Source organism: Rathayibacter sp. Leaf299 (genome assembly GCF_001423055.1).
GTDB lineage: Bacteria > Actinomycetota > Actinomycetes > Actinomycetales > Microbacteriaceae > Rathayibacter > Rathayibacter caricis.
On record NZ_LMNT01000002.1, the window covers coordinates 802,885 to 827,576 of the forward strand.

The window sequence follows — 24,692 nt, forward strand, 5'->3', positions numbered from 1 at the left end:
TTCCCTGAGCAGACCTGGATGATCGCCCTGAGCGGCCGATCTGCGCCGCGCCATCATCAGCACCATCCCGGGGGGAAGCACGTGGACACACGCGCGCGCATCATCACCGGCGGCCTGAGGGCCGCCGTCGTCCTGTCCATCACCGCAGCGGGGGTGCTCGTCGGAGCAGGGCCCGCTGCCGCCGGCGAGAAGGACGGGATCCCCGCCAACGGCGGCACCGTCGAGGTCGACTTCGGCCCGGAGTCGGCGGGCCGCCTCGCCGTGGCCGGCTTCCAGGTCCCCGGTTCGGCTGGCTCCGTCGGCTGGACGACCACGACCCTCGACGCCGACGGCACGGGCACCCTCACGACGTACTCCGGTCCCGTCGACGTGTACCTGACGGACCCCGAGAACCCGCGGGACGATCCGCCCGCCACGGTCTACGAGGTGGCCGCCTACCGCGGAGAGACCGTGACGTGGACGATCGACGCCGACACCTACGAGGAGACCCTCGTCGGCGAGGCACCGATCCCGACCGCGCCGAGCCTCGAGGCGCTCGAGAACGGCGGCCTCATCGCGGTCGGCGACTACGACCTCGCGCCGGCGCAGTACGAGAGCGGCGTCGCCTTCGACCTCACGGTGAGCGGACTGCAGTTCAGCGACGAGACGCCGGGCGACCTCGACGGGCTCGCCGTCACGAGCTACATCTACTCCGAGCCGACGCAGATCGGCACGTCCGTGATCGCGGGCGGGGCGTACACGCAGACCATCCCGGCGGAGTACACGGACGAGCCGCACACCTACGCCTCGTTCGACGAGTACGGCCGGCTGATCGCCGCCGCCTCCCTCGACGGCGGCGCTCCCGGCGAGGGGCCCGCGGTGCCGCCCACGGCCGAGCCCACCCCGACGGCCGCTCCGACCCCGACCGGGACTCCGACGGCCGCTCCGACGCCGATCGCCACCTCCGCGCCTGCTCCGGCTACTCCGACGGCCGCGCCGTCACCGACCGAGACACCGACGGCCGTCGCCGGGGCGCCGCGCGACACGACCGGACGAGGCACGCTCGCGAGCACCGGAGCCGACGCCTCCGGCCTCGCGCTCGGCGGTGCAGCGCTGCTCCTGGCGGGCGCCGTGTCGCTGGTCGCCGTGAAGCGCCGCACCTCGCGCGCCTGATCCCAGCAGATCCCGCGAAGGGGGAGTCCGGGCACCCGTCCGGCCTCCCCCTTCGTCGTCCCGCGGCCCTCAGGCCGGGACGGCCGTGCGCGCGAGCAGCTCGGCGATGCGGCCGGTGCAGCCGCCGCAGCCGGTGCCGGCCCGGGTCGCCGTGCCGATGCAGGCGACCGTGTCGTGGCCGGCGGCTGCCGCCTCCGTGATGGTGCCGGCCGAGATGCCGTTGCACCAGCAGACGGTGGCGTCCGGAGCGAACGGGTCACCGGTCGGGGCGGCCCCCGCATCCGGGGCGTCCAGCCGCAGGAGGCTCGAGCGGTCGGCGGGCAGCTCGGAGCCGCGCTCGAACAGCAGCGTCAGCTCGGCGCCCACGCGCGGCAGGCCGACCGAGACGAAGCCGCGCAGCACGCCGCCGACCGTCACGAGCTTCGCGTAGCCGCCGCGGGCGGGATCGGCCCAGACGGTCACCTCGGCGTGGTCGCCGCACGAGGCGGAGTGGGGAGTCGCGTCCCACGGCTCGGGGGTCGGGTCGCCGCCCGCGACGAGGTCGACGCCCTCGGCCTTCAGCATGACCACGGCCTGGCGGGCCTCGGGCACGCGCTCGTCGGCCGCGCGCCCGGACGCCTCGGCGGTGATGCGGGCGGCGAGGCGGTCGGCCTGCTGCCAGCCGGGTCCGATCAGTCCGCTGGGCCCGCCCTCGACCCGGCCGTCGGGCAGAGCGGAGCCGCGCGGGGCGACGTGCGCGCAGTCGCCGATCGCGTAGACGTCCGGGTCGCTCCAGCTGCGCTGGTGCTCGTCGACGAGGATCCCGGTCGAGACCGCGAGGTCGGCGCTCGCCGCGAGCTCGGTGCGCGCGCCGACTCCGCAGGACAGCACGAGCAGGTCGCCCTCGATCTGCTTGCCGTCGGCGCAGACCAGCGCCTGGAAGTGCGCGCGGCCGAGGTCGTCGTGGGCCAGCAGGATGCTCTCGGAGCGGGCGTGCGACACCATGTCGACGCCGGCCGCGCGGGCCGCCGAGGCGAGCATCCGCCCGCCGCCGTGATCGAGGTTGCGCCCCATGGGGATGTCGCCGTGGTAGACCACGACGACCTCGGCGCCCTGCTCCGCGGCGGCGAGCGCGAACTCGACTCCGAGCACTCCCGCGCCCAGCACGACGATGCGCGAGCCGGCGCGGACCGCCTCGCGGACGACGTGCGCGTCGGCGAGGTCGCGGAGCGCGACGACGCGGTCGGGCAGCGGACTCGCGCCCTGATCGAGGGTCTCGGGGGAGGCCGAGCGCACCCGGCGGTCGCGGCGCGAGCGCTCCATCCCGGCGAGCGTGGGCACGTTCGCCCGGGCACCGGTGGCGAAGACGAGGCGGTCGTAGGCGAGGCGCTCGTCGTCGTGCAGGCGCACGACGTTCCGCGCGCGGTCGAGGCCGACGGCGGCCGCGCCGAGGAGGAAGACGACGCCCGCCTCCTCCGCCGTCGCCCGGTCGCCGAGGTCGAGGCGGTCGCGCGCGGCCCGGCCGACGGCGTACTCGGCGAGCAGCACCCGGTTGTAGGCGTCCTCGGGCTCGGCGCCGACGACCGTGAGGGTGACGGACCCGGCGCGGACGGCGGGCAGCAGCTCCTCGACGAAGCGCGCGCCGACGGGACCGTAGCCCAGGAGCACCACGCGCTCGGGGGTCTCAGAAGGCATCGGGCACTCCTTCCGCACGGACCCAGACGCGGGTGCGCTTGAACTCCGGCATGGACGAGATCGGATCGACGACCGCCTCCGTCAGCAGATTGGCGCACTGGCGCCCCGCGTAGTGGAAGGGCAGGAAGACGGTGTCGTGGCGGATGTCGGCGGTGACGCTCGCGCGGGCGGTGACGACTCCGCGCGCGTTGCCGATCGAGACGGGGGCGCCGTCGCGCACGCCGAGTCGCGAGGCGGTGGCCGGGTGGATCTCGAGCCGCGCCTCGGGGCGGGCCGCGTCGAGCTCGGCGACCCGGCGGGTCTGCGTGCCCGACTGGTACTGCTGCAGGTAGCGCCCGGTGATCAGCGTCAGCTCGTCGCCGCGGTCGACGACCCAACGGTCGGCGGCGGAGACCGCGACCAGTCGCGCGCGGCCGTCGGGGTGGCCGAAGCGCTCGCCGAAGAGGCGCGGGGTGCCGGTGCTGCCGACGGGGTAGGGCCAGTAGGCCTCCGCTCCCGTGTCGAGCAGGGCGTGCGAGAGTCCGGAGTAGTCGGCCGGGCCGCCGGCGGAGGCGCGCGCCAGCTCGTCGAACACCTCGGACGGAACGGTCGACCAGGTCGAGGGCGCCTCGAGCCGGCGGGCGAGCTCGCTCAGGATCCAGAGCTCGCTGCGGACGCCCGACGGCGGCTCGAGGGCGCGGCGGCGGCGCAGCACCCGGCCCTCGAGCGAGGTCATGGTGCCCTCCTCCTCCGCCCACTGCGGCACGGGGAGGACGATGTCGGCGAGCGCCGCCGTCTCGGAGAGGAAGAAGTCGCAGACCACGAGGGTGTCGAGCGCCTCGAGCCCCGCCCGCACCGCGTCGACGTCGGGCGCCGAGACGACCACGTTCGAGCCGTGCACGAGGAGGCACCGGACGGAGCGGCCTAGTTCGCCCAGGAGGGCGACGGCCGGCAGCCCCGGACCGGGGATCGACGCCTCGTCGACTCCCCAGACCCCGGCGACGTGGCGGCGCGCCTCCGGATCGCGGATCGAGCGGTAGCCGGGCAGCTGGTCGGCCTTCTGGCCGTGCTCGCGGCCGCCCTGCCCGTTGCCCTGGCCGGTGAGGGTGCCGTAGCCCGAGCCGGGGCGGCCGACGAGGCCCAGGATGAGGGACAGGTTGATCGCCGCGGTGGCGGTGTCGGTGCCGTCGACGTGCTGCTCGACGCCGCGGCCGGTGAGCACGTAGGAGCGGCCCTCGGCGAGCCGCCGCGCGGTGCGGCGCAGCAGCTCGACCGGCACGCCGGTGACGGAGGAGGTGCGCTCGGGCCACCACGACGCGACGCTGCGGCGGACCGCGTCGAAGCCGGTCGTCCGCGCCTCGAGGTACTCCGCGTCGGCGAGCCCCTCCGCGAGCACGAGGTGCGTGAGCCCGAGCAGCAGGGCGAGGTCGGTGCCGGGAGCCGGCTGCAGGTGCGTTCCCGCGCCGTCCTCGGTGAGGCGGGCGGTGGCGGAGCGGCGCGGATCGACGACCACGAGACCGCCGCGCGAGCGCGCCCCGGCGAGGTGCGCGAGGAACGGCGGCATGGTCGCCGCGACGTTCGAGCCGAGCAGGAGGATCGTGTCGGCCTCGTCGAGATCGGCCACCGGGAACGGGAGCCCGCGATCGACTCCGAACGCCCGGTTGCCGGCCGCCGCGGCCGAGGACATGCAGAACCGGCCGTTGTAGTCGATCCGCGAGGTGCCGAGGGCGATGCGGGTGAATTTCCCCAGCTGGTACGCCTTCTCGTTGGTGAGACCGCCGCCGCCGAAGACCGCGACCGCGTCGGCGCCGTGGCGGTCGCGGGTCGAGACGACCGCCTCCGCCACGGCGTCCAGCGCCCGCTCCCACGTCACCTCGGCGAAGGTGCCGTCCGCGCCCCGCATCAGCGGAGCGCGCAGCCGCTGTCCGCTCGCGAGCAGCTCCGCCGCCGTCCAGCCCTTCGCGCACAGCCCGCCCCGGTTCGTCGGGAACTCCCGCCCGGCGACGGCGATCGGCGTCGGTGCGTCGACCGGCGTCAGCGTCATCGCGCACTGCAGTGCGCAGTAGGGGCAGTGGGAGTCGACGCCCGCGGGGGCGGACGGTGCGGCGGCGGTCTCCATGCCTAGATCCTGGTCCCCGTCGTCGCGGCGAGGCGGAGGTAGACGCCCGCCGTGATCGCGAGCATCACCGCGTAGGCGCCCACGAACCAGCCCAGGGCCGTCGTGTAGTCGCCGAACTCGGTCTTCGAGAAGCCCAGGAGCTGCGGGATGACGAAGCCGCCGTAGGCGCCGATGGCCGAGATGAGCCCGAGGGCGGCGGCCGCCTTGCGCTGGGCGCCGACGCCGTCGCTGCCCGATTGGCGGGCGCGCAGGGCGAAGACGGTGGGGATCATCCGGTAGGTCGCCCCGTTGCCGATGCCCGCCGCGGCGAACAGCACGAGGAAGCCGAGGAGGAACAGCCAGAAGCTGCCCAGCGGGAGCGTCGCGATGACTCCGACGATGCCGGCGCCCATCGCGATGAACGCGACGATCGTGACCGGCGCCCCGCCGAAGCGGTCGGCGAGGCGGCCGCCGTAGGGGCGGGAGAGCGAGCCGACGAGGGCGCCGAGGAACGCTAGCGTGAGGGTCGCAGAGCCCACGGCGAAGGTCGAGTACTCGGGGAACGTGTCGGCGATGAGCTTGGGGAACACCCCGGCGAAGCCGATGAAGGAGCCGAAGGTGCCGATGTAGAGCACGGCCAGGATCCACAGGTGCGGCTCGCGCAGAGCGGCGAGGGAGGCGGCGACGTCGGCCTTGGCGGTGGAGAGGTTGTCCATCCGCTTGTACGCCCCGATCATCGCGACGACGATCAAGGGCACCCAGATCCAGCCGGCGAGCGGCAGGTTGACGGTCGCCGCGGCGCCGATCGTGATGGCGATCGGCACGATCAGCTGCGCGACGGCCGCACCCAGGTTGCCGCCCGCGGCGTTGAGCCCCAGTGCGTAGCCCTTCTGGGCGTGCGGGTAGAAGAAGGTGATGTTCGCCATGGAGCTGGCGAAGTTGCCGCCGCCGAAGCCGGCGAGCGCCGCGATGAGCAGCATCACTCCGAAGGGCGTCTCGGGGTTCCCGACCGCGAGCGCCAGCCCGATGCTCGGGATGAGCAGGAGCGCCGCCGAGACGATGGTCCAGTTGCGCCCGCCGAAGCGGGGGACCATGAAGGTGTAGGGGATCCGGAGCGTCGCCCCGACCAGGCTCGGCATCGAGATCAGCCAGAAGATCTCGCCCGTGGTGAAGTCGAAGCCTGCCGCGGGCAGCTGCACCACGACGACCGACCAGAGCTGCCAGACGACGAAGCCGAGGAACTCGGCGAAGATCGACCAGCGCAGGTTGCGGCCGGCGACCGAGCGCCCCTCCGCCTCCCACTGAGCGGGGTCCTCGGGGTTCCAGCCGTCGATCCAGCGGCCGGGCCGGCGGGTGATGCCGGAGCCGGGAGCGGCGGTGGCGGGGGCGGTGGTCGGTGGTGCAGCAGTCATCGTGGTCCTCCGGGGAAGGGTCGGCGCGCGCGGGGGCGGGCTCGGGAAGGGGAGGTGGAGCGGTGGTGGTGCGGGGGGAGCGGGGTGCTCAGGCGTGGCGCCCGAACAGCTCCGAGACGATGTCGACGAGCTCGCGCGCGGGCGGATCGACGGCGGTGAGAAGAGGGGCGGACGCGACGTCGGCGCCCGCGGAGGCGGCCAGGCCGGCGAAGTAGCCGGGGGCCAGGAGGTAGGTCGAGACGACGACGCGCTCGCTGGGGTGGGCCGCGCGCTCGGCGGCGACCGCCTCGGCGACGCGCGGCTCGGCGGCCGAGATGAACGAGACGCTCACCTCGCGGCCGAGCTCGGCGGCGAGCAGGCGCCCGGTGGTCCAGCAGTCGGCGACCGCCCCGGCGTCGCTGGAGCCGGCGGCGGCGAGCACGATCCGGTCGCCCTCGCCCAGGCCCGCCTCGTGCAGGCGGCGGGCGAGGACCGTCGCGAGCCGCGGATCCGGCCCGAGCGCGCCGGTGACCCGCACGGGTCGCTCCGCCTCGGCCGCGGCCTCGGCGAGGTCGACGTGCACGTGGTAGCCGGCGCTGAGCAGCAGCGGGACGACGACCGCGGGGCGACCGGGCTCGAGCGTGCCGAGGGTCTCGGGCACGTCCGGCTGCTGCACGTCCACGAAGGAGTCGAGCACGTCGAGCGCGGGGTTCGCGGTCCGCACCGCGTCGACCAGGGCGGCGACGGCGCGACGCCCGTCGTCGTCGGAGGTGCCGTGCGAGGCCGCGACGAGAGCGGTCCGCTGGGCCACTTCGATCACGCCGTCCGACTCCCGCACACTCCACGTCGCGAGGTGCAGCGACTCGGAGGTGTAGCACCGGCCGGTCTCGAGGTCGAAGACGTCCTTGTGCAGCGGCGAGGCGATGGTGGCGCGCTGCACGCCGTCGACGTTCCGCGAGCCGACGATGCCGCGGGAGAGCACGGCGGCCCCCGTCGCGGGGTCGAGGTTCGAGACGGCGAAGACGCGTCCGTCGGGGAGGAGGAAGAGCGCGAGCTGGACGCCGCCGACGAGCGCGGCCTCGCCCCAGAGCGGCTCGAGCTCGAGGCGGTTGCAGACGGGGACCCAGGTCGTGGTCGACGAGGGGGAGCGGGTCAGGTCGAGGAGTGTCATGGTCCCGCCTTCTCGATCGAGGATCCCGCAGCCGGTCGGAGGCGGTGAAGGACACGGTAGGGACCCCGCGTTTCAGCCGATGACGTCTGCGGTGTCCCGGGCGTAACGAAGCTCTCACGACCGCTCCGCGGCACCGTGAGACGCCCGTCACAGAGCGTTACGTCCGGGCAACGGCGGGGAAACGGCGCCTGCCTACGGTGGACCCCATGACAACCGCAGGAGCGAACCCCGCCGCCGACGCCCCCCGACGCGTGCTCGTCGTCGGCGCCGGCCCCGCCGCGCACCGCCTGGTCGACGCGCTCGTCGCGCGGGCCGACTCCGCTCTCGACATCACCGTCTTCGGCGAGGAGGTGCACCACCCCTACGACCGCGTCGCGCTCTCGAAGCGGCTCGAGGGGCGCGTGGACCTGACCCTCGGCGACGGCGCCCTGTGGGAGTCGGCGCGGCTGATCACCTCCTCCCGCGTGGTGGCGATCGATCCGGAGCACCCGCGGGTCGAGCTGGCGGACGGCCGCTGGTTCGAGGGCGACGAGATCGTCCTGGCGACGGGCTCCTCCGCCACGGTTCCCCCGATCGCCGGTGCCGAGCACGGCCGGGTCTACCGCACGCTCGAGGACGTCGACTCGCTCGTCGCCGACCTCGCCGCGTTCCAGGAGCGCAAGGGCCGCCCGGCGAACGTGGTCGTGGTCGGAGGAGGGCTGCTCGGCCTCGAGGCCGCGGGCGGCGCCCACCGGCTCGGCGCGCGCACCGCGCTCATCCACTCCGGCCGCTGGCTGATGAGCGCGCAGCTCGACGAGGGCGCGGGCCAGGCGCTCGGCCGCATCATCTCGGCGCAGGGCATCGCGCTGCACCTCGGCAACCGGCCCACCGAGATCCTCACCTCGCCCACCGGCACCGTGCTCGGCGTCACCCTGACCGACGGCTCGAGCATCGGCGCCGACCTCGTCGTCTTCTCGATCGGCATCACCGCCCGCGACGAGCTGGCGCGCGCGGTCGGCATCGATGTCGCTCCGCGCGGAGGAGTGGTGGTCGACGACGCCTGCCGCACCAGCCGCGAGCACGTCTGGGCCATCGGCGAGGTCGCCGCGATCCAGGGGCGCACGGTCGGCCTGGTCGCACCGGCCAACGCGATGGCCGAGGTCGTCGCCGACCGGCTGCTCGGCGGCGACGCGACGTTCCCCGGAGTGGACGACGCCACCAAGCTCAAGCTCTCGGGCGTCGAGGTGGCCAGCTTCGGTGACGCGCTCGGGGCGGGCGAGGGCGCCCTCGAGGTCGTCTACGCCGACCCGGCCCGCGGGCTGTACCAGAAGATCGTCGTCTCGGACGATGCGAAGACCCTGCTGGGCGGCATGTTCGTCGGCGACGCGGGGCCCTACTCCTCCCTCCGCCCCCTGCTCGGCCGCGAGCTGCCCGCCGAGCCCAGCGCGTACCTCGCGGCGGCCGGCGCCGAGGCTCCGAGCGGCGACCTGCCCGACGACGTCCAGCTCTGCTCGTGCAACAACGTCTCGGTGGGCGAGGTGCGCCACGCCATCGGCGAGGGCTGCACCGAGCTCGGGCCGCTGAAGGCCTGCACCCGCGCCGGCACGCAGTGCGGCTCGTGCGTCCCCCTGGTCAAGAAGCTGCTCGACACCGAGCTCACCCGCGCCGGCGTGGAGGTGTCGCGCGCGCTCTGCGAGCACGTCTCGCTCAGCCGCAGCGAGCTGTTCGAGTCGGTGCGGATCCTGGGCCTGCACTCGGCCGAGCAGGTCATGGAGCGGTTCGGCTCGGGCCTCGGCTGCGACGTCTGCAAGCCCGTGATCGCCTCCGTCCTCGCGACGCAGACCAACGCCTACATCCTCGACAAGGGCCAGGCGCCCCTGCAGGACACCAACGACCGGGCGCTCGCCAACATGCAGAAGGACGGCACGTACTCCGTCGTCCCGCGCATCCCGGGCGGCGAGATCACGCCCGCCAAGCTCAAGGTCATCGCCGAGGTGGCCGAGCAGTACGGCCTCTACACGAAGATCACCGGCGGCCAGCGGATCGACATGTTCGGCGCCCGCCTCGAGCAGCTGCCCGAGATCTGGACCCTGCTGGTCGACGCCGGCTTCGAGTCGGGCCAGGCCTACGGCAAGTCGCTGCGCACGGTGAAGTCGTGCGTCGGATCGACGTGGTGCCGCTACGGCGTGCAGGACGCGGTCGGCATGGCCATCTTCCTCGAAGAGCGCTACCGCGGCCTGCGCTCCCCGCACAAGTTCAAGCTGGGCGTCAGCGGATGCGCGCGCGAGTGCGCGGAGGCGCGCGGCAAGGACATCGGCGTGATCGCGACCGACACCGGCTGGAACCTCTACGTCGGCGGCAACGGCGGCTACCAGCCCGCCCACGCGCAGCTGCTCGCGCAGGACCTCGACGACGCCACGCTCGTGCAGTACATCGACCGCTACGTGATGTACTACGTCCGCACGGCCGAGCGCCTCCAGCGCACGGCCCGCTGGCAGGAGGACCTGCCCGGCGGCCTCGACCACGTGCGCGAGGTGGTCTGCGAGGACTCGCTCGGGATCGCCGCCGAACTGGAGGCCGCCATGGCGACCCACGTGGACACCTACGTCGACGAGTGGGCGGCGACCCTGGCCGACCCCGACCGGCTGCGCCGCTTCCGCTCGTTCGTGAACGCACCCGACACCGCGGATCCGCGGGTCTCGACGGTGCGGGAGCGCGGGCAGATCCGGCCGGCGGGGAGCGACGAGCGCTCCGACGGGCCGGTGCTGGTGGCGGGGACGACGATCCCGGTCGGGCCTGTCAGCGTCGTGGGGCCGCCGGCAGCGCTGGCGGCGTCCGCTTCCGCTTCGGTGAAGGAGTCCTGATGCAGCTCTCGCTCGATCTGACCGGCCGGCGCGTGCTCGTCGTGGGCACCGCCTCCGGGACCCGCCGCGTGCTCGCCCGCTACCGCGCCGCAGGGGCGGTCGTCGAGCGGCGCGAGGCCGACGACGCGCTGCCCGTGCGGCTCGCCTCCGCGTCGCTCCTGGCCGCGGGATGCCCCGCGCTCCTCGTCTGGGTCGAGGGAGCCGCCGAGCTGCGCGCCGCCGCCTCCGCCGAGGCCGCCCGGCACGGGATCTGGACCGTCGACGAGGCCGGCGCTCCCCACCGGCCCCTCGGGCACGTGAGCATCGTCGGGGGCGGCCCCGGCGACTCCGACCTGATGACGCTCGCCGCGCACCGCGCCCTCCGCGAGGCGGACGTCGTGCTCTACGACCGCCTCGGCCCGCACGACAGCCTCGCCGACTGGGCGCCCGGCGCCGAGCTCATCGACGTGGGCAAGACGCCCGGCCACCACGCGGTGCCGCAGCACGAGATCGAGCGGCTGATGGTCGCCCGCGCGCTCGACGGCCTGGACGTGGTGCGGTTGAAGGGCGGCGACCCGTTCGTCTTCGGCCGCGGCTCCGAGGAGGTGCGCGCCTGCCGCGTCGCCGGCGTGCCCGTCACGGTCGTGCCAGGAGTGACGAGCGCGATCTCGGTGCCGGCCGCCGCGGGCATCCCGGTCACGCACCGCGAGGTCAGCCGCGCGTTCACCGTGGTCTCGGGCCACGCCCCCTTCAGCGAGGAGGAGCTCGGGCACCTGGCCGGGCTGGGCGGCACGCTCGTCGTCCTCATGGGCGTGAACACCCTCCCGCACCTGGTCGCCGGGCTGCAGCGCGCGGGCATGACCGCCGGGATGCCGCTCGCGATCGTCGAGCGCGGCTGGTCGCACGCCCAGCGCACCACGATCACCTCCGTCGGCGAGGTGATGGGGCTGCTGGCCGACCTCGCTCCGCGCTCTCCCGCGGTCATCGTCATCGGCGAGGTCGTGCGCCAGGCCTCGTGCGATGATTCTCAGGATCCCGAGAGCATCGCCCGCGCGGTCGATGCGCTGACGACGTGAGAGCCCGAGGGGGCCGCCGATGAGCACCACCGACGCACCCGAATCCGACGCCTCCTCCCCGGGATTCCGGCCCGACCAGCTCGTCGGCTTCCGCATCGGCGTCACCTCCGACCGCCGCTCCGAGGACCTCGTCGCCGCCTTCGAGCGCCGCGGCGCCGACGTCACCCACGCGCCCACCATCCGGATGCGCGGCATCGACACCGAGGGCGTCCTCGAGGACGAGACCCGCGCGATCGTCGCCGGGCGCCCCGACGTGCTGCTCGCCACGACCTCCTACGGCATGCGCCGCTGGCTCGAGGCGGCCGACGCCGCGGGCCTCGGCGACGAGCTCACCGACGCGCTCTCGGCCGCGCGGATCCTCGTCCGGGGTCCGAAGGCCCGCGGAGCCGTCCGCGCCGCCGGCCTCGACGACCACGGCATGAGCGAGCGCGAGACCACCACCTCCCTCGTCGACCTGGCCCTGCGCGAGGGAGTGGACGGCCGCACGATCGCGGTGCAGCTGCACGGCTTCACCGACCCGCACCAGCTCGAGCGCCTGACTGACGCGGGCGCGACGGTCCTCACCGCCGCCCCCTACCGCTGGAGCGTGCACGAGGACTCGGCGCGGGTCCTCCGCCTGATCGAGGCGATCTGCTGCGGCGGGATCGACGCCGTCACCTTCACCAGCGCCCCCGCCGTCGAGGCCCTCTTCACCGTCGCCGAGGCCGCGGGCCGGCTCGACGCCCTGCAGGCCGCGTTCCGCGAGACGGTCGTCGCCGCGGCGGTCGGCCCCGTCACTGCGGCACCGCTCGTCGAGGCGCAGATCCTGCCGATCGTCCCCGACCGGTTCCGGATGGGCGCCCTCATCCGCCTGCTCTGCGAGCACCTCGAGCAGAGCGCCCCGCGCATCGAGACCGCGTACGGACCCCTCGAGCTCCGCGGCCGCCACGCCGTGCTCGCGGGGGAGCGGGTGCCGCTGACCCCGGTGGCGCTGGCGCTGTTCCGCACCCTGGTCGCCGCCGAGGGCGCGACCGTCGCGCGCGGCGTGCTCGCCGCCTCCGCCCCCGAGGCGCTCGACGACCACGCGGTCGACGTCGCGATCAGCCGCCTGCGCCAGTCGCTCCCGGAGCCGCGCCTCGTCGCGACGGTCATCAAGCGCGGCTACCGCCTCGCGACCCCGCTCTGACCGCGCGCCCTCCGACCTGCGCTCGCACCCCGCGACCGGTCGCGTACCGGGGTCTCCGGGCGCTCGAGCGCCCGGTTCGCGTCCACTCGTCGTTCGCGCCTCTGGCGAGTGGCCGCGTATCGGGGTCAGCGTGGGGTGCAGCGCCCGGTTCGTGTCCTCTCGCGTCTGCCGTCGATCGTGAGTGGTCGTGCGGCGGGGTCTGCGCGGGGTAGGGCGCCCGATTCGCGTCGTCTCGCTTCTCCCGATCGTCACGAGTCGTCGAGTGTCGGGGTCTACATGGCTCGGGGCACCCGGTCCGCGTCCACTCGCTGCTCGGGTCCGTGCTGCTGTCACGACGAGGGACGCCATCCGCCCGCAAGGAGCGGCCGACGGACGCGGGCGGCGCAGCCGAGCGGATCCGCGTCGAACGAGGCGGAGGCGATGCGCACCACCGTCCAGCCCGCCGCCGCGAGCCTCTCGTAGCGGATCAGATCGCGACCCCACTGCTCGCGGTCCGTACGGTGGTGGTCGCCCTCGTACTCCACCACGACACGCCACCTCCGGTAGAGCAGATCGACCCGGCCGATCCTCCCGAGTGCGTCGAACAGCTCGACCTGCAGTTCGGGCTCGGGGAGTCCCGCGGTCACGAGGACGAGGCGGAGCCGGGTCTCGCGCCGCGACTCCGCTCCCTCGCGGACGAGGGCGAGCGCGCGACGAACGGCGCGTGATCCGCGGCCCTCGAGGCGCTCGACGCGGCGCTGCAGCTCGGGCAGGGGGACCCACGGTCGGGGATCGCCCGTCCGCGGCTTCACGGGAGAGAGGACGAGCGCATCCCCGACCGCGACCAGATCCTCCAGCCGGAGCACGTCGCCGAGCTGGCAGAAGACGCTCGCGCCGTCGGCCAGGAGCAGCCCGCCCCGGCGCACGGCGTTCAGCTCGGGGTCCGCGAGCGAGCTGCCGACCAGCCCACGCCCTCGCGGGGCTCGCGCCGGATGCCGGACCGCGACGTGCAGCGGTTCGTCCGGAGGCTCGCTCGGAAGATCCAGCGGCCAGAGCCGAGCGGCGGTCAGTCCGCAGAACACGGAGCGCCGCATGATCGTCGCGTACGCCGTGGCGCGCTCGAGGACGCTCGTCACGGCTCCGGCCGGTGCCCGCACTCCGCGGAAGGGGATCGCCAGATCGGACGCGCGGAGCCGGTCCTCCGTCACGCCGGCGGCCCGCGCCTCCTCCACCGAGAAGGCGCGTCCGCGCAGTTCGAGCGGGAGGGGCGCGGGCCGGGGCATCGCGTCATCGTGCCCGATGTCCCGTTCGGGCGAGCAGATTCTTCACAGGCCGGCGTCGATCGGCCGCGAACCGGGCTGTGCGAGGCGCTCGGAGCCCGTTTCCTGCCGAGTGGCGGGCCGAGCGCGGCTGCCAGAATGGGGCGCATGAGCAGCGCAGCCCTTCGTGTCGTGATCGCCCCCGACTCCTTCAAGGGGTCCGCGACGGCCGTCGAGGTCGCGGAGGCGCTCGCCGAGGGCTGGAGCGAGGAGCGTCCCGGAGACGAGGTCGTGCTCGCTCCGATGGCCGACGGCGGGGAGGGGACGGTCGACGCGTTCGAGGTCGCCGTCCCCGAGGCGGCGCGGCACACGCTCACCGTGACCGGGCCCGACGACAGGCCGGTCGAGACCTCGTGGCTGCTCCTGCCCGACGGCGCGGCGGTCGTCGAGCTCGCCTCCGGCAGCGGCATCACCCTGCTCGATCCGCTCCGCCCCCTGACCGCGCACACCCGGGGGTTCGGGCAGGCGATCGCGGCCGCTCTCGACGCCGGGGCGCACTCGCTCCTGCTGGCGATCGGCGGCAGCTCCTCCACCGACGGCGGAGTCGGGGCCCTCCGCGAGCTGGGCGCGCGCTTCCTCACCGTGTCCGGGCACGAGATCGCAGACGGCGGAGGCGCCCTGCACGACCTCGCGGCCGTCGACCTGCACGCGCTGCGGCGGGTTCCGGTCGGCGGCGCGCTGATCCTCAGCGACGTGACGAACCCGCTGCTGGGCGACTCCGGAGCAGCGCACGTGTTCGGACCGCAGAAGGGCGCCTCACGCGACGACGTGCTGCGGCTCGACGACGGGCTGCGGCACCTGGCCGCGCACCTCGACGCCGATCCGGAGGAGGCGGGCACGGGCGCGGCCGGCGGCACCGGGTTCGGCCTGCTCGCATGGGGCGCCCGCCTCGCCCCCGGCTCGGCCGCCGTGGGCGAGGCGCTCGGCCTCCCCGCGCTGATCAACGGTGCGGACGTCGTGCTCACGGGGGAGGGGCGCTTCGACGCCCAGTCGAGGGCGGGGAAGGTGCCGTCCTACCTCCTGGGGCTGGCGGAGGAGGCCGGTGCGCGGGCGATGCTGGTCGCCGGAGCGATCCAGGCGCCCACCACGGGCTTCGCCGCGTCGGGCTCGCTGGTCGAGGCCGCGGGGTCGGCCGCCGCGGCGATCGCGGACCCGCTGCCGTACCTCCGGGCCGTGGCGCGGGACCTGGCGCGCCTGGCCTGAGAGCTCTCGGCCGCGCCCCCGGTGTCGGTGGTGCGGCCTACCGTTCGAGCATGATCCCGGACGCGCGACGACCCCTACATGTGGTGGTCCGGCCCTGCCTCCGACCCCGGATGTCGGGAACAGCGACACGCCGACGAGCGTTGTACACAGGGAACGCCGGGAGCCTCTCCACAGCGGTGGATAACTCCGGGCGATCCGCGTCCTCACGCGGATCCGCGGGCCTCGGCCTGTGGATGAACGGGGGACGAACCGGTGGATAACTACACGAATGTAACTACTAGCCCTAGTGGGCTCCCGCCGGGCGCCCCCCTATATGTAGTATTGCTGAGCAGGTCGGGGCGAGCGTCCCTCCGGCGCCCAGCACCACCCCAGACGTACCATTCACGACCGTCTCCCACCCCGATCGGCACGCCGACGGAACGCCTCGGAGCCGGCCCAGACACCCTCCCGGAAAGGACGACACGCATGGCCGTGACGGTCTACACCAAGCCCTCCTGCGTTCAGTGCACGGCGACCTACCGCGCCCTCGACAGCAAGGGCATCGACTACGAGGTGTTCGACCTCTCCGTCGACGAGAAGGCCCTCGAGGCCGTCAAGGCGCTCGGCTACCTGCAGGCGCCCGTCGTCATCACCGACGACGACCACTGGAGCGGCTTCCGCCCCGACAAGATCGCGACCCTCGGGGCCTGACACCCCTCGCCGCCCGCGTCCCTCCCCGACGCGGCGGCCCCACGCTCCGCCGGTCCGGGTGGGCAGGTTCTGCCCCGGACCGGCGGAGGATCCGAGTCGCGAGGCTCGGGTCCTCACCGGAACGACCGCCACGACGCCCCGCAGGGCACCCGGAGGAGGAGCACACGATGAGTGAGCTCGTCTACTTCTCCAGCAGCTCGGGCAACACGCACCGCTTCATCGAGAAGCTGGGGCGGCCCGCGCAGCGCATCCCGCTGCACTCGCACCGCGACGGGGCGAAGGCCGACACGCTCCACGTCGACGAGCCCTACGTGCTCGTCCTGCCGACCTACGGCGGCGGGATCGACGGGGGAGCGGTGCCCAAGCAGGTCATCCGGTTCCTGAACCAGCCCCGCAACCGCTCCCTGCTCCGCGGCGTCATCGGCGCCGGCAACACGAACTTCGGCGAGGCCTACTGCCTCGCCGGCGACATCATCGCGAGGAAGTGCGCCGTGCCGCACCTCTACCGCTTCGAAGTATTCGGAACCCCCGACGACGTCCGCGCCGTCGATGAAGGATTGGACACGTTTTGGACGCAGCAGTGATCGACGCCCCCCGGGACGCCGCGCAGATGGACTACCACTCGCTCAACGCGATGCTGAACCTGTACGGCCCGAACGGAGAGATCCAGTTCGACAAGGATCGCGAGGCCGCTCGCGAGTACTTCCTGCAGCACGTCAACCAGAACACCGTGTTCTTCCACTCCCTCAAGGAGCGCCTGGACTACCTGGTCGAGAAGGAGTACTACGAGCAGGCCGTGCTCGATCAGTACTCGTTCGAGTTCATCCAGCAGCTGAACGACCTCGCCTACTCCAAGAAGTTCCGCTTCGCGACGTTCCTCGGCGCCTTCAAGTACTACACGTCGTACACGCTCAAGACGTTCGACGGGAAGCGCTACCTCGAGCGCTTCGAGGACCGCGTCGTGATGACCGCCCTCGGACTCGCCCAGGGCGACGAGAAGCTCGCCGTCGCCCTCGTCGAGGAGATCGTCGCCGGCCGCTTCCAGCCCGCGACCCCCACGTTCCTCAACACGGGCAAGGCCCAGCGCGGCGAGCTCGTCTCGTGCTTCCTGCTGCGCATCGAGGACAACATGGAGTCGATCGCCCGCGGCATCAACTCCGCGCTGCAGCTCTCCAAGCGCGGCGGCGGAGTGGCGCTCTCGCTCTCCAACATCCGCGAGGCCGGCGCCCCGATCAAGCAGATCGAGAACCAGTCCTCGGGCATCATCCCCGTGATGAAGCTCCTCGAGGACAGCTTCAGCTACGCCAACCAGCTCGGCGCCCGCCAGGGTGCGGGAGCCGTGTACCTCTCGGCGCACCACCCCGACATCCTGCGCTTCCTCGACACCAAGCGCGAGAACGCCGACGAGAAGATCCGCATCAAGACGCTGTCCCTCGGCGTCGTCGTGCCCGACATCACGTTCGAGCTCGCGAAGAACAACGAGGACATGTACCTCTTCTCGCCGTACGACGTCGAGCGCGTCTACGGCCTGCCCTTCGGCGACATCTCGATCTCCGAGAAGTACCGCGAGATGGTCGACGACCCGCGCATCAAGAAGACCAAGATCTCGGCGCGCGAGTTCTTCCAGACCATCGCCGAGATCCAGTTCGAGTCGGGCTACCCCTACATCGTGTTCGAGGACACGGTGAACAAGGCGAACCCGATCAAGGGCCGCATCAACATGTCGAACCTGTGCTCCGAGATCCTGCAGGTCAACACCCCGACGACCTACAACGAGGACCTCTCCTACGCCACCATCGGCAAGGACATCTCCTGCAACCTCGGCTCGATGAACATCGCGCTGACCATGGACTCGCCCGACTTCGGCCGCACCATCGAGACCGCGATCCGCGGCCTCACCTCGGTGTCCGACCAGTCGCACATCACCTCGGTCCGCTCGATCGAGGACGGCAACGACAAGTCGCACGCCATCGGCCTGGGCCAGATGAACCTGCACGGCTACCTCGCCCGCGAGCGCATCCACTACGGATCCGAGGAGGGCATCGACTTCACCAACATCTACTTCTACTCGGTGCTGTTCCACGCCCTGCGCGCCTCCAACAACATCTCGATCGAGCGCGGCACCACCTTCGAGGGCTTCGCCGACTCGAAGTACGCCTCGGGCGAGTTCTTCGACACCTACACCGAGAAGGAATGGGCTCCCGCCACCGAGCGCGTCGCCCGCCTCTTCGCCGAGGCCGGCATCGCCGTCCCCACCCAGGACGACTGGCGCTCGCTCAAGGCCTCGGTCATGGAGCACGGCATCTACAACCAGAACCTGCAGGCCGTCCCGCCGACCGGCTCGATCTCGTACATCAACAACTCGACGTCCTCGATCCACCCGATCGCGTCGAAGATCGAGATCCGCAAGGAGGGCAAGCTCGGCCGCGTCTACTACCCGGCTCCGTTCATGACGAACGACAACCTGGAGTACTACCAGGACGCGTACGAGATCGGCTACGAGAAGATCATCGACACCTACGCCGCGGCGACGCAGCACGTCGACCAGGGCCTCTCGCTGACGCTGTTCTTCAAGGACACCGCGACCACCCGCGACATCAACCGCGCGCAGATCTATGCCTGGCGCAAGGGCATCAAGACCATCTACTACATCCGTCTCCGCCAGCTCGCGCTCGAGGGCACGGAGGTCGACGGCTGCGTCAGCTGCATGCTGTAGCGTCCGCCGCTGCCCCTTTCGACACCTCTGCACGACCTATCCGCACGAAGAAGAGATCATGACTCCCCCTGAGAAGCTCAAGCTGGTCAGCCACGTCAACGCCATCAACTGGAACCGCATCCAGGACGACAAGGACGTGGAGGTCTGGAACCGCCTCACGAGCAACTTCTGGCTGCCCGAGAAGGTCCCGCTGTCCAACGACATCCAGTCGTGGAACACGCTGACCCACGAGGAGCAGCAGCTCACGATGCGTGTGTTCACGGGCCTGACCCTGCTCGACACCATCCAGGGCACGGTCGGCGCGGTGTCGCTCATCCCCGATGCGATCACCCCGCACGAGGAGGCCGTCTACACGAACATCGCGTTCATGGAGTCGGTGCACGCGAAGAGCTACTCGTCGGTCTTCTCGACGCTGTCCAACACCCAGGACATCGACGAGGCATTCCGCTGGTCCGTGGAGAACCCGAACCTTCAGAAGAAGGCCGAGATCGTCATGGACTACTACCGCGGCGACGACCCGCTGAAGCGCAAGGTCGCCTCGACGCTGCTCGAGTCGTTCCTCTTCTACTCCGGCTTCTACCTGCCGATGTACTGGTCCTCGCGGGCCAAGCTCACCAACACGGCCGACCTCGTGCGCCTCATCATCCGCGACGAGGCCGTGCACGGCTACTACATCGGCTACAAGTTCCAGAAGGGCCTCGAGCGCGTCGACCAGGCCAAGCGCGACGAGATCAAGGACTACACGTTCTCGCTGCTCTACGAGCTCTACGACAACGAGGCGCAGTACACGCAGGACCTCTACGACCAGCTCGGCCTGACCGAGGACGTCAAGAAGTTCCTGCACTACAACGCCAACAAGGCCCTGATGAACCTCGGCTACGAGCCGATGTTCCCCAAGCAGGTCACCGATGTGAACCCCGCGATCCTGTCGGCCCTCTCGCCCAACGCGGACGAGAACCACGACTTCTTCTCGGGCTCCGGCTCCTCCTACGTGATCGGCAAGGCCGTGAACACCGAGGACGAGGACTGGGACTTCTAGGCGTCGACACCACGTCCGGTCCTCCACGGCGAACGGCCCCTCCCCGACACGGGTGAGGGGCCGTTCCTCGTTCCCGGGCGCCGGGCACTCAGAGCGGCAGGCGCATCAGCACCCGCGGGAAGCCGTTCAATACCGAGGTGGTGTCGGCCGCCCAGGAGAAGCCGGCGCGCTCGAACAGAGCGCGGGTGCCGACGTAGGCCATCGTCTGCTCGACCTTCGCGCCGTGGTTGTCGACCGGGTAGCCCTCGATCGCCGGAGCGCCGTGAGACCGAGCGAAGTCGACGGCTCCCGCGAGTAGGGCGTGCGAGATGCCGCGGCGGCGGAAGCCCGGGCGGACGCGGATGCACCAGACGGTCCACACGTCGAGGTCGTCGACGTGCGGGATTCTGCGGTTCTTCGCGTAGCTCGTGTCGGCGCGGCGGTGCACGGCGGCCCAGCCCGCCACCTCGTCGCCGTCGTAGGCGAGGACGCCAGGCGGGGGATCCTGCGCCACCAGTTCGCGCATCCGCTCGCCCCGCGCAGGACCGCGGAGGGAGGTGTTCTCGGTGGAGGAGAGCAACCGGTAGCTCAGGCACCAGCACACGCTCGCATCCGCTCGCTTCGGCCCGTTCATCGTCGCGACGTCGTCGAAGACGGACGCCGGGCGCACCTCGATCGTCATGACGGCACCCTGCCACCGGGAAGGGGGGCGAGCAAGCGTCCGGATTGACCACTCCGTCGCATGAATCGCACCAGCACCCGCTGTTGGACGCCACTCAGCCGGCCCCCCTACCGTGGGGGAGTACCCGACGAAGGAGTCCCTCTTGAAGCACGTCCCCCTCGGTGCCTCCGGCATCGAATCCCCGAACGTCGTCCTCGGCCTCATGCGCATCCCCGACATGACCGACGACGCCATCCGCGATCTCGTGCGCACCGCGCGCGACTCCGGCATCGACTTCTTCGACCACGCCGACGTCTACGGCAACGCCGTGCACCACTGCGAGGAGCGCTTCGCCGAGGCGATGCAGCTCACCCCGTCCCAGCGCGACGAGATCGTGCTGCAGACCAAGTGCGGCATCGTCGGCGACGGCCCCTACTTCGACTTCTCCTACGAGCACATCGTCGAGTCCGTCGAGGGGTCGCTGAAGGCTCTTCGGACCGACCGCATCGACGTGCTGCTCCTGCACCGCCCCGACGCGCTCGTCGAGCCGGACGAGGTCGCCCGCGCCTTCGACGAGCTGCACGCCGCCGGCAAGGTGACGCACTTCGGCGTCTCGAACCACACGCCGTTCCAGATCGAGCTGCTGAAGAAGTCGCTGAACCAGCCGATCGTGGCGAACCAACTGCAGCTCTCGGTCACGCACGCTCCGCTGATCGCGCAGGGAGTCGCGTCGAACATGGCGGCGCTCGACCAGTCGATCATGCGCGACGGCGGCATCGTCGACTACTGCCGCCTCAACGACATCACCGTGCAGGCGTGGTCGCCGTTCCAGGCGGGCTTCTTCACCGGGGTCTTCCTCGACAACCCCGCGTACACGGAGCTCAACGCCGTGATCGACCGCCTCGCCGCGCAGTACGACGTGCCCGCGATCGCCATCGCGACCGCGTGGATCACGCGCCACCCCGCGAACATGCAGGTCGTGCTCGGCACCACCAACGAGCAGCGCGTGCACGACGCGGCACTCGGCTCCGACATCCCCCTGACCCGGGCCGAGTGGTACGAGATGTTCCGCGCCGCCGGCTACACGGTCCCCTAGAGCTCCCACCCCGGAGGAAAGGCGCGTCGGCGCACAGAGAGGGCGCGGCTCCGGCCGTGCCCTCTCGCACGTCCGGCAGGCGTCAGATGCGCAGGCGCACGGTGACGGCGGAGTCGACCTCGACGCCTTCCGCCCGGCGCGCTGCGGTCTTGAGTGGCACCAGGTAGCCGCCGTCCTTCGGCCAGAGCGACGTGCTCCAAGTGCTCGCGCCGAGCACGACCGTCGCGGGGATCATGCCCCAGCCGTACGACACGTGGGCCGCGGCGTCCGCGATCGCCGGGACGTGCTCCTCCGGCACCCGCACGAAGTGCCAGGGCGCCGGCCCGCGCCAGAAGACGACGACGGCGTCGAACTCGATCTCCATGTGCTCAGCACTTGTGGCTGTCAGTCACCGATGTGGCTCTTGCGGCCTGCGCTTTCGCGCAGTCCTCGACGATCAGGTCGAGCCAGCGTGCCGATCGGTCCGTCACAGAGGCACCGCATCGCGGAGCACGGCGTCGTCTCGTCCTCGACGCAGACCTGACCGGAAGACGGCGTCGACGGAGCGACCGAGAAGCGCTTCCGCGCCGAGAGCGAAGGCCGCGAGGGAGAAGTAGCTCGTGCCGGGCTCGGCGTCGACGATCAGGTCGATGTCGCTGCCGTTCGTCGATGTGCCGCGTGCGACCGAACCGAAGACGGCGACCGAGGTGATCCCGGAGCGAGACGCCAGGTCGAGCAGTTCCTCGCGGTGCGCTCGCAGCTCCTGCAGCGACGGAGCCGTCGGTCTCGCGCGCTCCTGCGCACGCACCTCTCCTCCGTCACTGCTCATGACTCGACGGTACCGAGGGCGGGGGGAGCTGTACAGCGACGACCCGGGAATAGGATCCGGCTCTCCGCGTTGAACTTGAGTGCAAGTGACTCAACTCTTCAGGAGGACTGGTGCCCGACAACTTCAACGAGGCCGGAGCGAGCTCGTTCGACGACTTCCTCGCCCGCTACCTCGACGGTGAGCGCGCCCGCGCGGCGCGGTCCATCGACCTCAGCCGATTCCTCACCGCCCGTACCCAGAGCATCCTGCAGTCCGCAGGACGCTTCGCCCTCGAGCGCGGCCAGACCGAGCTCGACGCGCTGCACGTGCTGCGCGTCCTCGTCGACGACGAGGCCGTCGCGCAGGCCGTCCGGCGCATCGGCGTCGACCCCGGCGCGATCGCGACCGCGACGGAGGCGCGCCTGCCGCAGGCCGCCGAAGGGCAGGCGTCGCCGAACGCCGCCACCATCACGCCCAGCGCCCAGCGGGCGCTGTTCCACAGCTACCAGGTCGCCCGCTCGAGCGGATCGACCTACATCGATCCCGAGCACCTCTTCTTCGCGCTCGTGCTCGGTCAGGACGCGCCCGCCGGGCAGGTCCTGGCGCGCGCCGGTGTGACGGCGGAGGCGCTCACCCAGGGACTGCGCGAGACCGTCACCACCGGTCCGGAGCAGCAGCAGGAGACCGGCACGCCCGCCTCCGAGACGCCGATGCTCGACACGTACGGCACCGACCTCACGCAGCTCGCCCGCGACGGGAAGCTCGACCCGGTCATCGGCCGCGCCGACGAGATCGAGCAGACCATCGAGATCCTCAGCCGGCGCACCAAGAACAACCCGGTGCTCGTCGGCGAGGCCGGCGTCGGCAAGACCGCGATCGTCGAGGGCCTGGCCCGCGCGATCGTCGCGGGCGAGGCCCCGGAGCAGCTGCGCGACAAGCGCGTCGTCTCCCTCGACCTCCCCGGCATGCTCGCCGGCACCCGTTACCGCGGCGACTTCGAGGAGCGCCTGACGAAGACGATGGACGAGATCGCGGCCCGCTCCGGCGAGCTGATCGTCTTCATCGACGAGGTGCACACCGTCGTCGGCGCCGGTGGCGCCGGCGAGGGCGGCATGGACGCGGGCAACATCCTCAAGCCCCGGCTCGCCCGCGGCGAGCTGCACCTGGTGGGAGCGACCACGCTCAAGGAGTACCGCACGATCGAGAAGGACCCGGCGCTCGAGCGCCGCTTCCAGCCCGTCCGCGTGGGCGAGCCGTCGGTCGAGGACGCCGTCGCGATCCTCCACGGACTGCGTCAGGCCTACGAGGAGCACCACCGCGTGAGCTTCACCGACGACGCCCTGCGCGCCGCCGTGGAGCTGTCGGACCGCTACCTGCCGGACCGCGTGCTGCCCGACAAGGCGATCGACCTGATCGACCAGGCCGGTGCGCGCCTCCGCCTCTCGCTGGGCGCCGGAGTCGACACCGCGGCCCTGCTCGAGCGCCTCGCGGTGCTCGAGGGCGACAAGAACGCGGCCGTCTCGGCCGAGCACTACGAGGAGGCGTCGCGACTGCGCGACGAGATCTCCTCGGTGCAGGCACAGCTCGACGCCGCGACCTCGACCGGACGCGCGACGACCGGGGCCGAAGTGGGCGAGACGGAGATCGCGGCCGTCGTGGCCCGCGCCACGGGCATCCCCGTGTCGCGCCTGACGGAGGGGGAGCGCGAGCGGCTCGCGCACCTCGAGGACGAGCTGCACCGGCGCGTCATCGGCCAGGACGACGCGGTGACCGCGGTCGCCCGCGCCGTCCGCCGCAGCCGGACCGGCCTCGGCGACGCCTCGCGTCCCGTCGGCTCGTTCCTGTTCCTCGGTCCGACGGGCGTCGGCAAGACCGAGCTGGCGCGCACGCTGGCCGGCTCGCTCTTCGCCGACGAGCAGTCCGTGATCCGCTTCGACATGAGCGAGTTCGGCGAGCGGCACACCGTCTCGCGGCTGGTCGGCGCCCCTCCCGGGTACGTCGGCTACGACGAGGCCGGCCAGCTCACCGAGCGCGTGCGGCGGAACCCCTACTCCGTCGTGCTGTTCGACGAGATCGAGAAGGCGCACCCCGACGTGTTCAACGTGCTCCTGCAGGTGCTCGACGACGGGCGTCTGACCGACGGCCAGGGCCGCACGGTCGACTTCCGCAACACGGTGATCATCATGACCTCGAACCTGGGGTCGGAGTTCCTGGCCTCGCGCTCCGGCGCGCTCGGCTTCGTCGCGCAGAGCGACGCGTCGGCCGAGGGCTTCGCCTCGGAGAAGGACCTGCGCGACCGCGTCATGGGCCGGCTCCGCGAGGCGATGCGGCCCGAGTTCCTCAACCGCATCGACGAGATCGTGCTGTTCCGCAAGCTCGGTCGCGAGCAGCTCCGCGAGATCGTGGGCATCGTGCTCGACGCGACCCGGGCCCGTCTCGCGCCGCGCGAGGTGTCGCTCGAGGTCACGGAGGCGGCGATCGACTGGCTCGCCGAGCACGGCTACGAGCCGCAGTACGGTGCCCGTCCGCTCCGCCGCCTCGTGCAGCGCTCGGTCGACGACCGCATCGCCGACCTGTTCGTGAGCGGCGACGTGACCGACGGAGGCGCGGTGCACGTGGACGCCGTCGGCGGCGAGCTGGTCGTGACGTCCTCGTCGCGGATGCCGCTGGCGGCGTAGCCCGCCGCCCGCCGACG

The 24,692-nt window shown here is 72.2% G+C and carries 19 protein-coding genes; 11 read left to right on the plus strand and 8 right to left on the minus strand.

All coding sequences use genetic code 11. The features are described 5' to 3' along the window. Window positions 1-81: 81 nt before the first annotated feature. On the plus strand, window positions 82-1,152 hold the full coding sequence (locus ASF48_RS11035; RefSeq protein WP_055791068.1) for an LPXTG cell wall anchor domain-containing protein: 1,071 nt from the start codon (window positions 82-84) through the stop codon (window positions 1,150-1,152). A gap of 69 nt (window positions 1,153-1,221) precedes the next feature. On the opposite strand, the gene ASF48_RS11040 is transcribed toward ASF48_RS11035, so the two are convergent. The 4 genes from ASF48_RS11040 to nirD form a co-directional block, all read right to left on the minus strand. Next, a complete protein-coding gene (locus ASF48_RS11040; protein ID WP_082481284.1) occupies window positions 1,222-2,826 on the minus strand; it encodes an FAD-dependent oxidoreductase in 1,605 nt (534 codons plus the stop codon). Beyond that, window positions 2,816-4,924, minus strand: coding sequence for a molybdopterin oxidoreductase family protein (locus tag ASF48_RS11045; protein WP_055791074.1), 2,109 nt, complete (start codon window positions 4,922-4,924; stop codon window positions 2,816-2,818). The genes ASF48_RS11040 and ASF48_RS11045 overlap by 11 nt, the downstream gene beginning before the upstream one ends. 2 nt (window positions 4,925-4,926) lie before the next feature. Continuing rightward, window positions 4,927-6,315: an MFS transporter gene (locus ASF48_RS11050; protein WP_055791075.1), complete on the minus strand. Its 1,389-nt coding sequence runs from the start codon at window positions 6,313-6,315 to the stop codon at window positions 4,927-4,929. Window positions 6,316-6,403: 88 nt separating this feature from the next. Then, window positions 6,404-7,465 carry a nitrite reductase small subunit NirD gene (nirD, locus tag ASF48_RS11055; RefSeq protein WP_082481287.1) on the minus strand — a complete coding sequence of 354 codons (1,062 nt, stop codon included), beginning with the start codon at window positions 7,463-7,465 and terminating at the stop codon, window positions 6,404-6,406. A 206-nt stretch (window positions 7,466-7,671) separates the two neighbouring features. Between nirD and nirB the strand changes: the two genes are divergently transcribed. From nirB to ASF48_RS11070, 3 genes are read left to right on the plus strand one after another with little or no spacing between them, the layout of a single operon-like run. Next, complete coding sequence (nirB, locus tag ASF48_RS11060) at window positions 7,672-10,308, plus strand: nitrite reductase large subunit NirB (protein WP_055791077.1); 2,637 nt, start codon at window positions 7,672-7,674, stop codon at window positions 10,306-10,308. Beyond that, window positions 10,308-11,363, plus strand: coding sequence for a uroporphyrinogen-III C-methyltransferase (gene cobA, locus ASF48_RS11065; protein ID WP_055791079.1), 1,056 nt, complete (start codon window positions 10,308-10,310; stop codon window positions 11,361-11,363). Before nirB ends, cobA begins: the two co-directional genes overlap by 1 nt. A 19-nt stretch (window positions 11,364-11,382) precedes the next feature. Beyond that, window positions 11,383-12,528, plus strand: coding sequence for a uroporphyrinogen-III synthase (locus tag ASF48_RS11070; RefSeq protein ID WP_055791082.1), 1,146 nt, complete (start codon window positions 11,383-11,385; stop codon window positions 12,526-12,528). A gap of 329 nt (window positions 12,529-12,857) precedes the next feature. On the opposite strand, the gene ASF48_RS11075 is transcribed toward ASF48_RS11070, so the two are convergent. Beyond that, window positions 12,858-13,790 carry a hypothetical protein gene (locus tag ASF48_RS11075; RefSeq protein ID WP_055791086.1) on the minus strand — a complete coding sequence of 311 codons (933 nt, stop codon included), beginning with the start codon at window positions 13,788-13,790 and terminating at the stop codon, window positions 12,858-12,860. Between the two features lie 144 nt (window positions 13,791-13,934). Between ASF48_RS11075 and ASF48_RS11080 the strand changes: the two genes are divergently transcribed. From ASF48_RS11080 to nrdF, 5 genes are all read left to right on the plus strand, one after another. Then, the gene (locus ASF48_RS11080; protein ID WP_055791088.1) at window positions 13,935-15,029 is read left to right on the plus strand and encodes a glycerate kinase; all 1,095 of its coding nucleotides are present in this window, start codon (window positions 13,935-13,937) and stop codon (window positions 15,027-15,029) included. 465 nt (window positions 15,030-15,494) lie between these two features. Next, the gene (gene nrdH / locus ASF48_RS11085; protein ID WP_055791091.1) at window positions 15,495-15,719 is read left to right on the plus strand and encodes a glutaredoxin-like protein NrdH; all 225 of its coding nucleotides are present in this window, start codon (window positions 15,495-15,497) and stop codon (window positions 15,717-15,719) included. Window positions 15,720-15,886: 167 nt separating this feature from the next. Continuing rightward, on the plus strand, window positions 15,887-16,303 hold the full coding sequence (gene nrdI, locus ASF48_RS11090) for a class Ib ribonucleoside-diphosphate reductase assembly flavoprotein NrdI (protein WP_055791095.1): 417 nt from the start codon (window positions 15,887-15,889) through the stop codon (window positions 16,301-16,303). 26 nt (window positions 16,304-16,329) lie between these two features. Continuing rightward, the gene (gene nrdE, locus ASF48_RS11095) at window positions 16,330-18,435 is read left to right on the plus strand and encodes a class 1b ribonucleoside-diphosphate reductase subunit alpha (RefSeq protein WP_055791597.1); all 2,106 of its coding nucleotides are present in this window, start codon (window positions 16,330-16,332) and stop codon (window positions 18,433-18,435) included. A gap of 58 nt (window positions 18,436-18,493) precedes the next feature. Beyond that, a complete protein-coding gene (gene nrdF / locus ASF48_RS11100) occupies window positions 18,494-19,474 on the plus strand; it encodes a class 1b ribonucleoside-diphosphate reductase subunit beta (RefSeq protein WP_055791099.1) in 981 nt (326 codons plus the stop codon). Window positions 19,475-19,562: 88 nt separating this feature from the next. On the opposite strand, the gene ASF48_RS11105 is transcribed toward nrdF, so the two are convergent. Next, window positions 19,563-20,135, minus strand: coding sequence for a GNAT family N-acetyltransferase (locus ASF48_RS11105; RefSeq protein WP_055791102.1), 573 nt, complete (start codon window positions 20,133-20,135; stop codon window positions 19,563-19,565). A gap of 142 nt (window positions 20,136-20,277) precedes the next feature. Here ASF48_RS11105 and ASF48_RS11110 point away from each other — a divergent pair, with 142 nt between their 5' ends. Further along, entirely contained in the window at window positions 20,278-21,210 is a 933-nt protein-coding gene (locus ASF48_RS11110) for an aldo/keto reductase (protein ID WP_268788506.1), read from the plus strand. An 82-nt stretch (window positions 21,211-21,292) separates the two neighbouring features. Here ASF48_RS11110 and ASF48_RS11115 read toward each other — a convergent pair whose 3' ends face one another. Both ASF48_RS11115 and ASF48_RS11120 read right to left on the minus strand, forming a co-directional pair. Continuing rightward, complete coding sequence (locus tag ASF48_RS11115) at window positions 21,293-21,574, minus strand: DUF1905 domain-containing protein (RefSeq protein WP_055791104.1); 282 nt, start codon at window positions 21,572-21,574, stop codon at window positions 21,293-21,295. Window positions 21,575-21,676: 102 nt separating this feature from the next. Continuing rightward, window positions 21,677-22,018 carry a nucleotidyltransferase family protein gene (locus ASF48_RS11120; RefSeq protein ID WP_055791107.1) on the minus strand — a complete coding sequence of 114 codons (342 nt, stop codon included), beginning with the start codon at window positions 22,016-22,018 and terminating at the stop codon, window positions 21,677-21,679. Window positions 22,019-22,128: 110 nt separating this feature from the next. Here ASF48_RS11120 and ASF48_RS11125 point away from each other — a divergent pair, with 110 nt between their 5' ends. Further along, a complete protein-coding gene (locus tag ASF48_RS11125; RefSeq protein WP_055791110.1) occupies window positions 22,129-24,675 on the plus strand; it encodes an ATP-dependent Clp protease ATP-binding subunit in 2,547 nt (848 codons plus the stop codon). Window positions 24,676-24,692: the final 17 nt, after the last annotated feature.

Excerpts from the sequence above, each read along its gene's own strand:
- ASF48_RS11040 (WP_082481284.1), bottom strand. The coding sequence starts at position 2,826 with ATGCCTTCTGAGACCCCCGAGCGCGTGGTGCTCCTGGGCTACGGTCCC.
- ASF48_RS11045 (WP_055791074.1), bottom strand. The coding sequence starts at position 4,924 with ATGGAGACCGCCGCCGCACCGTCCGCCCCCGCGGGCGTCGACTCCCAC.
- ASF48_RS11050 (WP_055791075.1), bottom strand. The coding sequence starts at position 6,315 with ATGACTGCTGCACCACCGACCACCGCCCCCGCCACCGCCGCTCCCGGC.
- nirD (WP_082481287.1), bottom strand. The coding sequence starts at position 7,465 with ATGACACTCCTCGACCTGACCCGCTCCCCCTCGTCGACCACGACCTGG.
- nirB (WP_055791077.1), top strand. The coding sequence starts at position 7,672 with ATGACAACCGCAGGAGCGAACCCCGCCGCCGACGCCCCCCGACGCGTG.
- cobA (WP_055791079.1), top strand. The coding sequence starts at position 10,308 with ATGCAGCTCTCGCTCGATCTGACCGGCCGGCGCGTGCTCGTCGTGGGC.
- ASF48_RS11070 (WP_055791082.1), top strand. The coding sequence starts at position 11,383 with ATGAGCACCACCGACGCACCCGAATCCGACGCCTCCTCCCCGGGATTC.
- ASF48_RS11075 (WP_055791086.1), bottom strand. The coding sequence starts at position 13,790 with ATGCCCCGGCCCGCGCCCCTCCCGCTCGAACTGCGCGGACGCGCCTTC.
- ASF48_RS11080 (WP_055791088.1), top strand. The coding sequence starts at position 13,935 with ATGAGCAGCGCAGCCCTTCGTGTCGTGATCGCCCCCGACTCCTTCAAG.
- nrdH (WP_055791091.1), top strand. The coding sequence starts at position 15,495 with ATGGCCGTGACGGTCTACACCAAGCCCTCCTGCGTTCAGTGCACGGCG.
- nrdI (WP_055791095.1), top strand. The coding sequence starts at position 15,887 with ATGAGTGAGCTCGTCTACTTCTCCAGCAGCTCGGGCAACACGCACCGC.
- nrdE (WP_055791597.1), top strand. The coding sequence starts at position 16,330 with ATGGACTACCACTCGCTCAACGCGATGCTGAACCTGTACGGCCCGAAC.
- nrdF (WP_055791099.1), top strand. The coding sequence starts at position 18,494 with ATGACTCCCCCTGAGAAGCTCAAGCTGGTCAGCCACGTCAACGCCATC.
- ASF48_RS11105 (WP_055791102.1), bottom strand. The coding sequence starts at position 20,135 with ATGACGATCGAGGTGCGCCCGGCGTCCGTCTTCGACGACGTCGCGACG.
- ASF48_RS11115 (WP_055791104.1), bottom strand. The coding sequence starts at position 21,574 with ATGGAGATCGAGTTCGACGCCGTCGTCGTCTTCTGGCGCGGGCCGGCG.
- ASF48_RS11120 (WP_055791107.1), bottom strand. The coding sequence starts at position 22,018 with ATGAGCAGTGACGGAGGAGAGGTGCGTGCGCAGGAGCGCGCGAGACCG.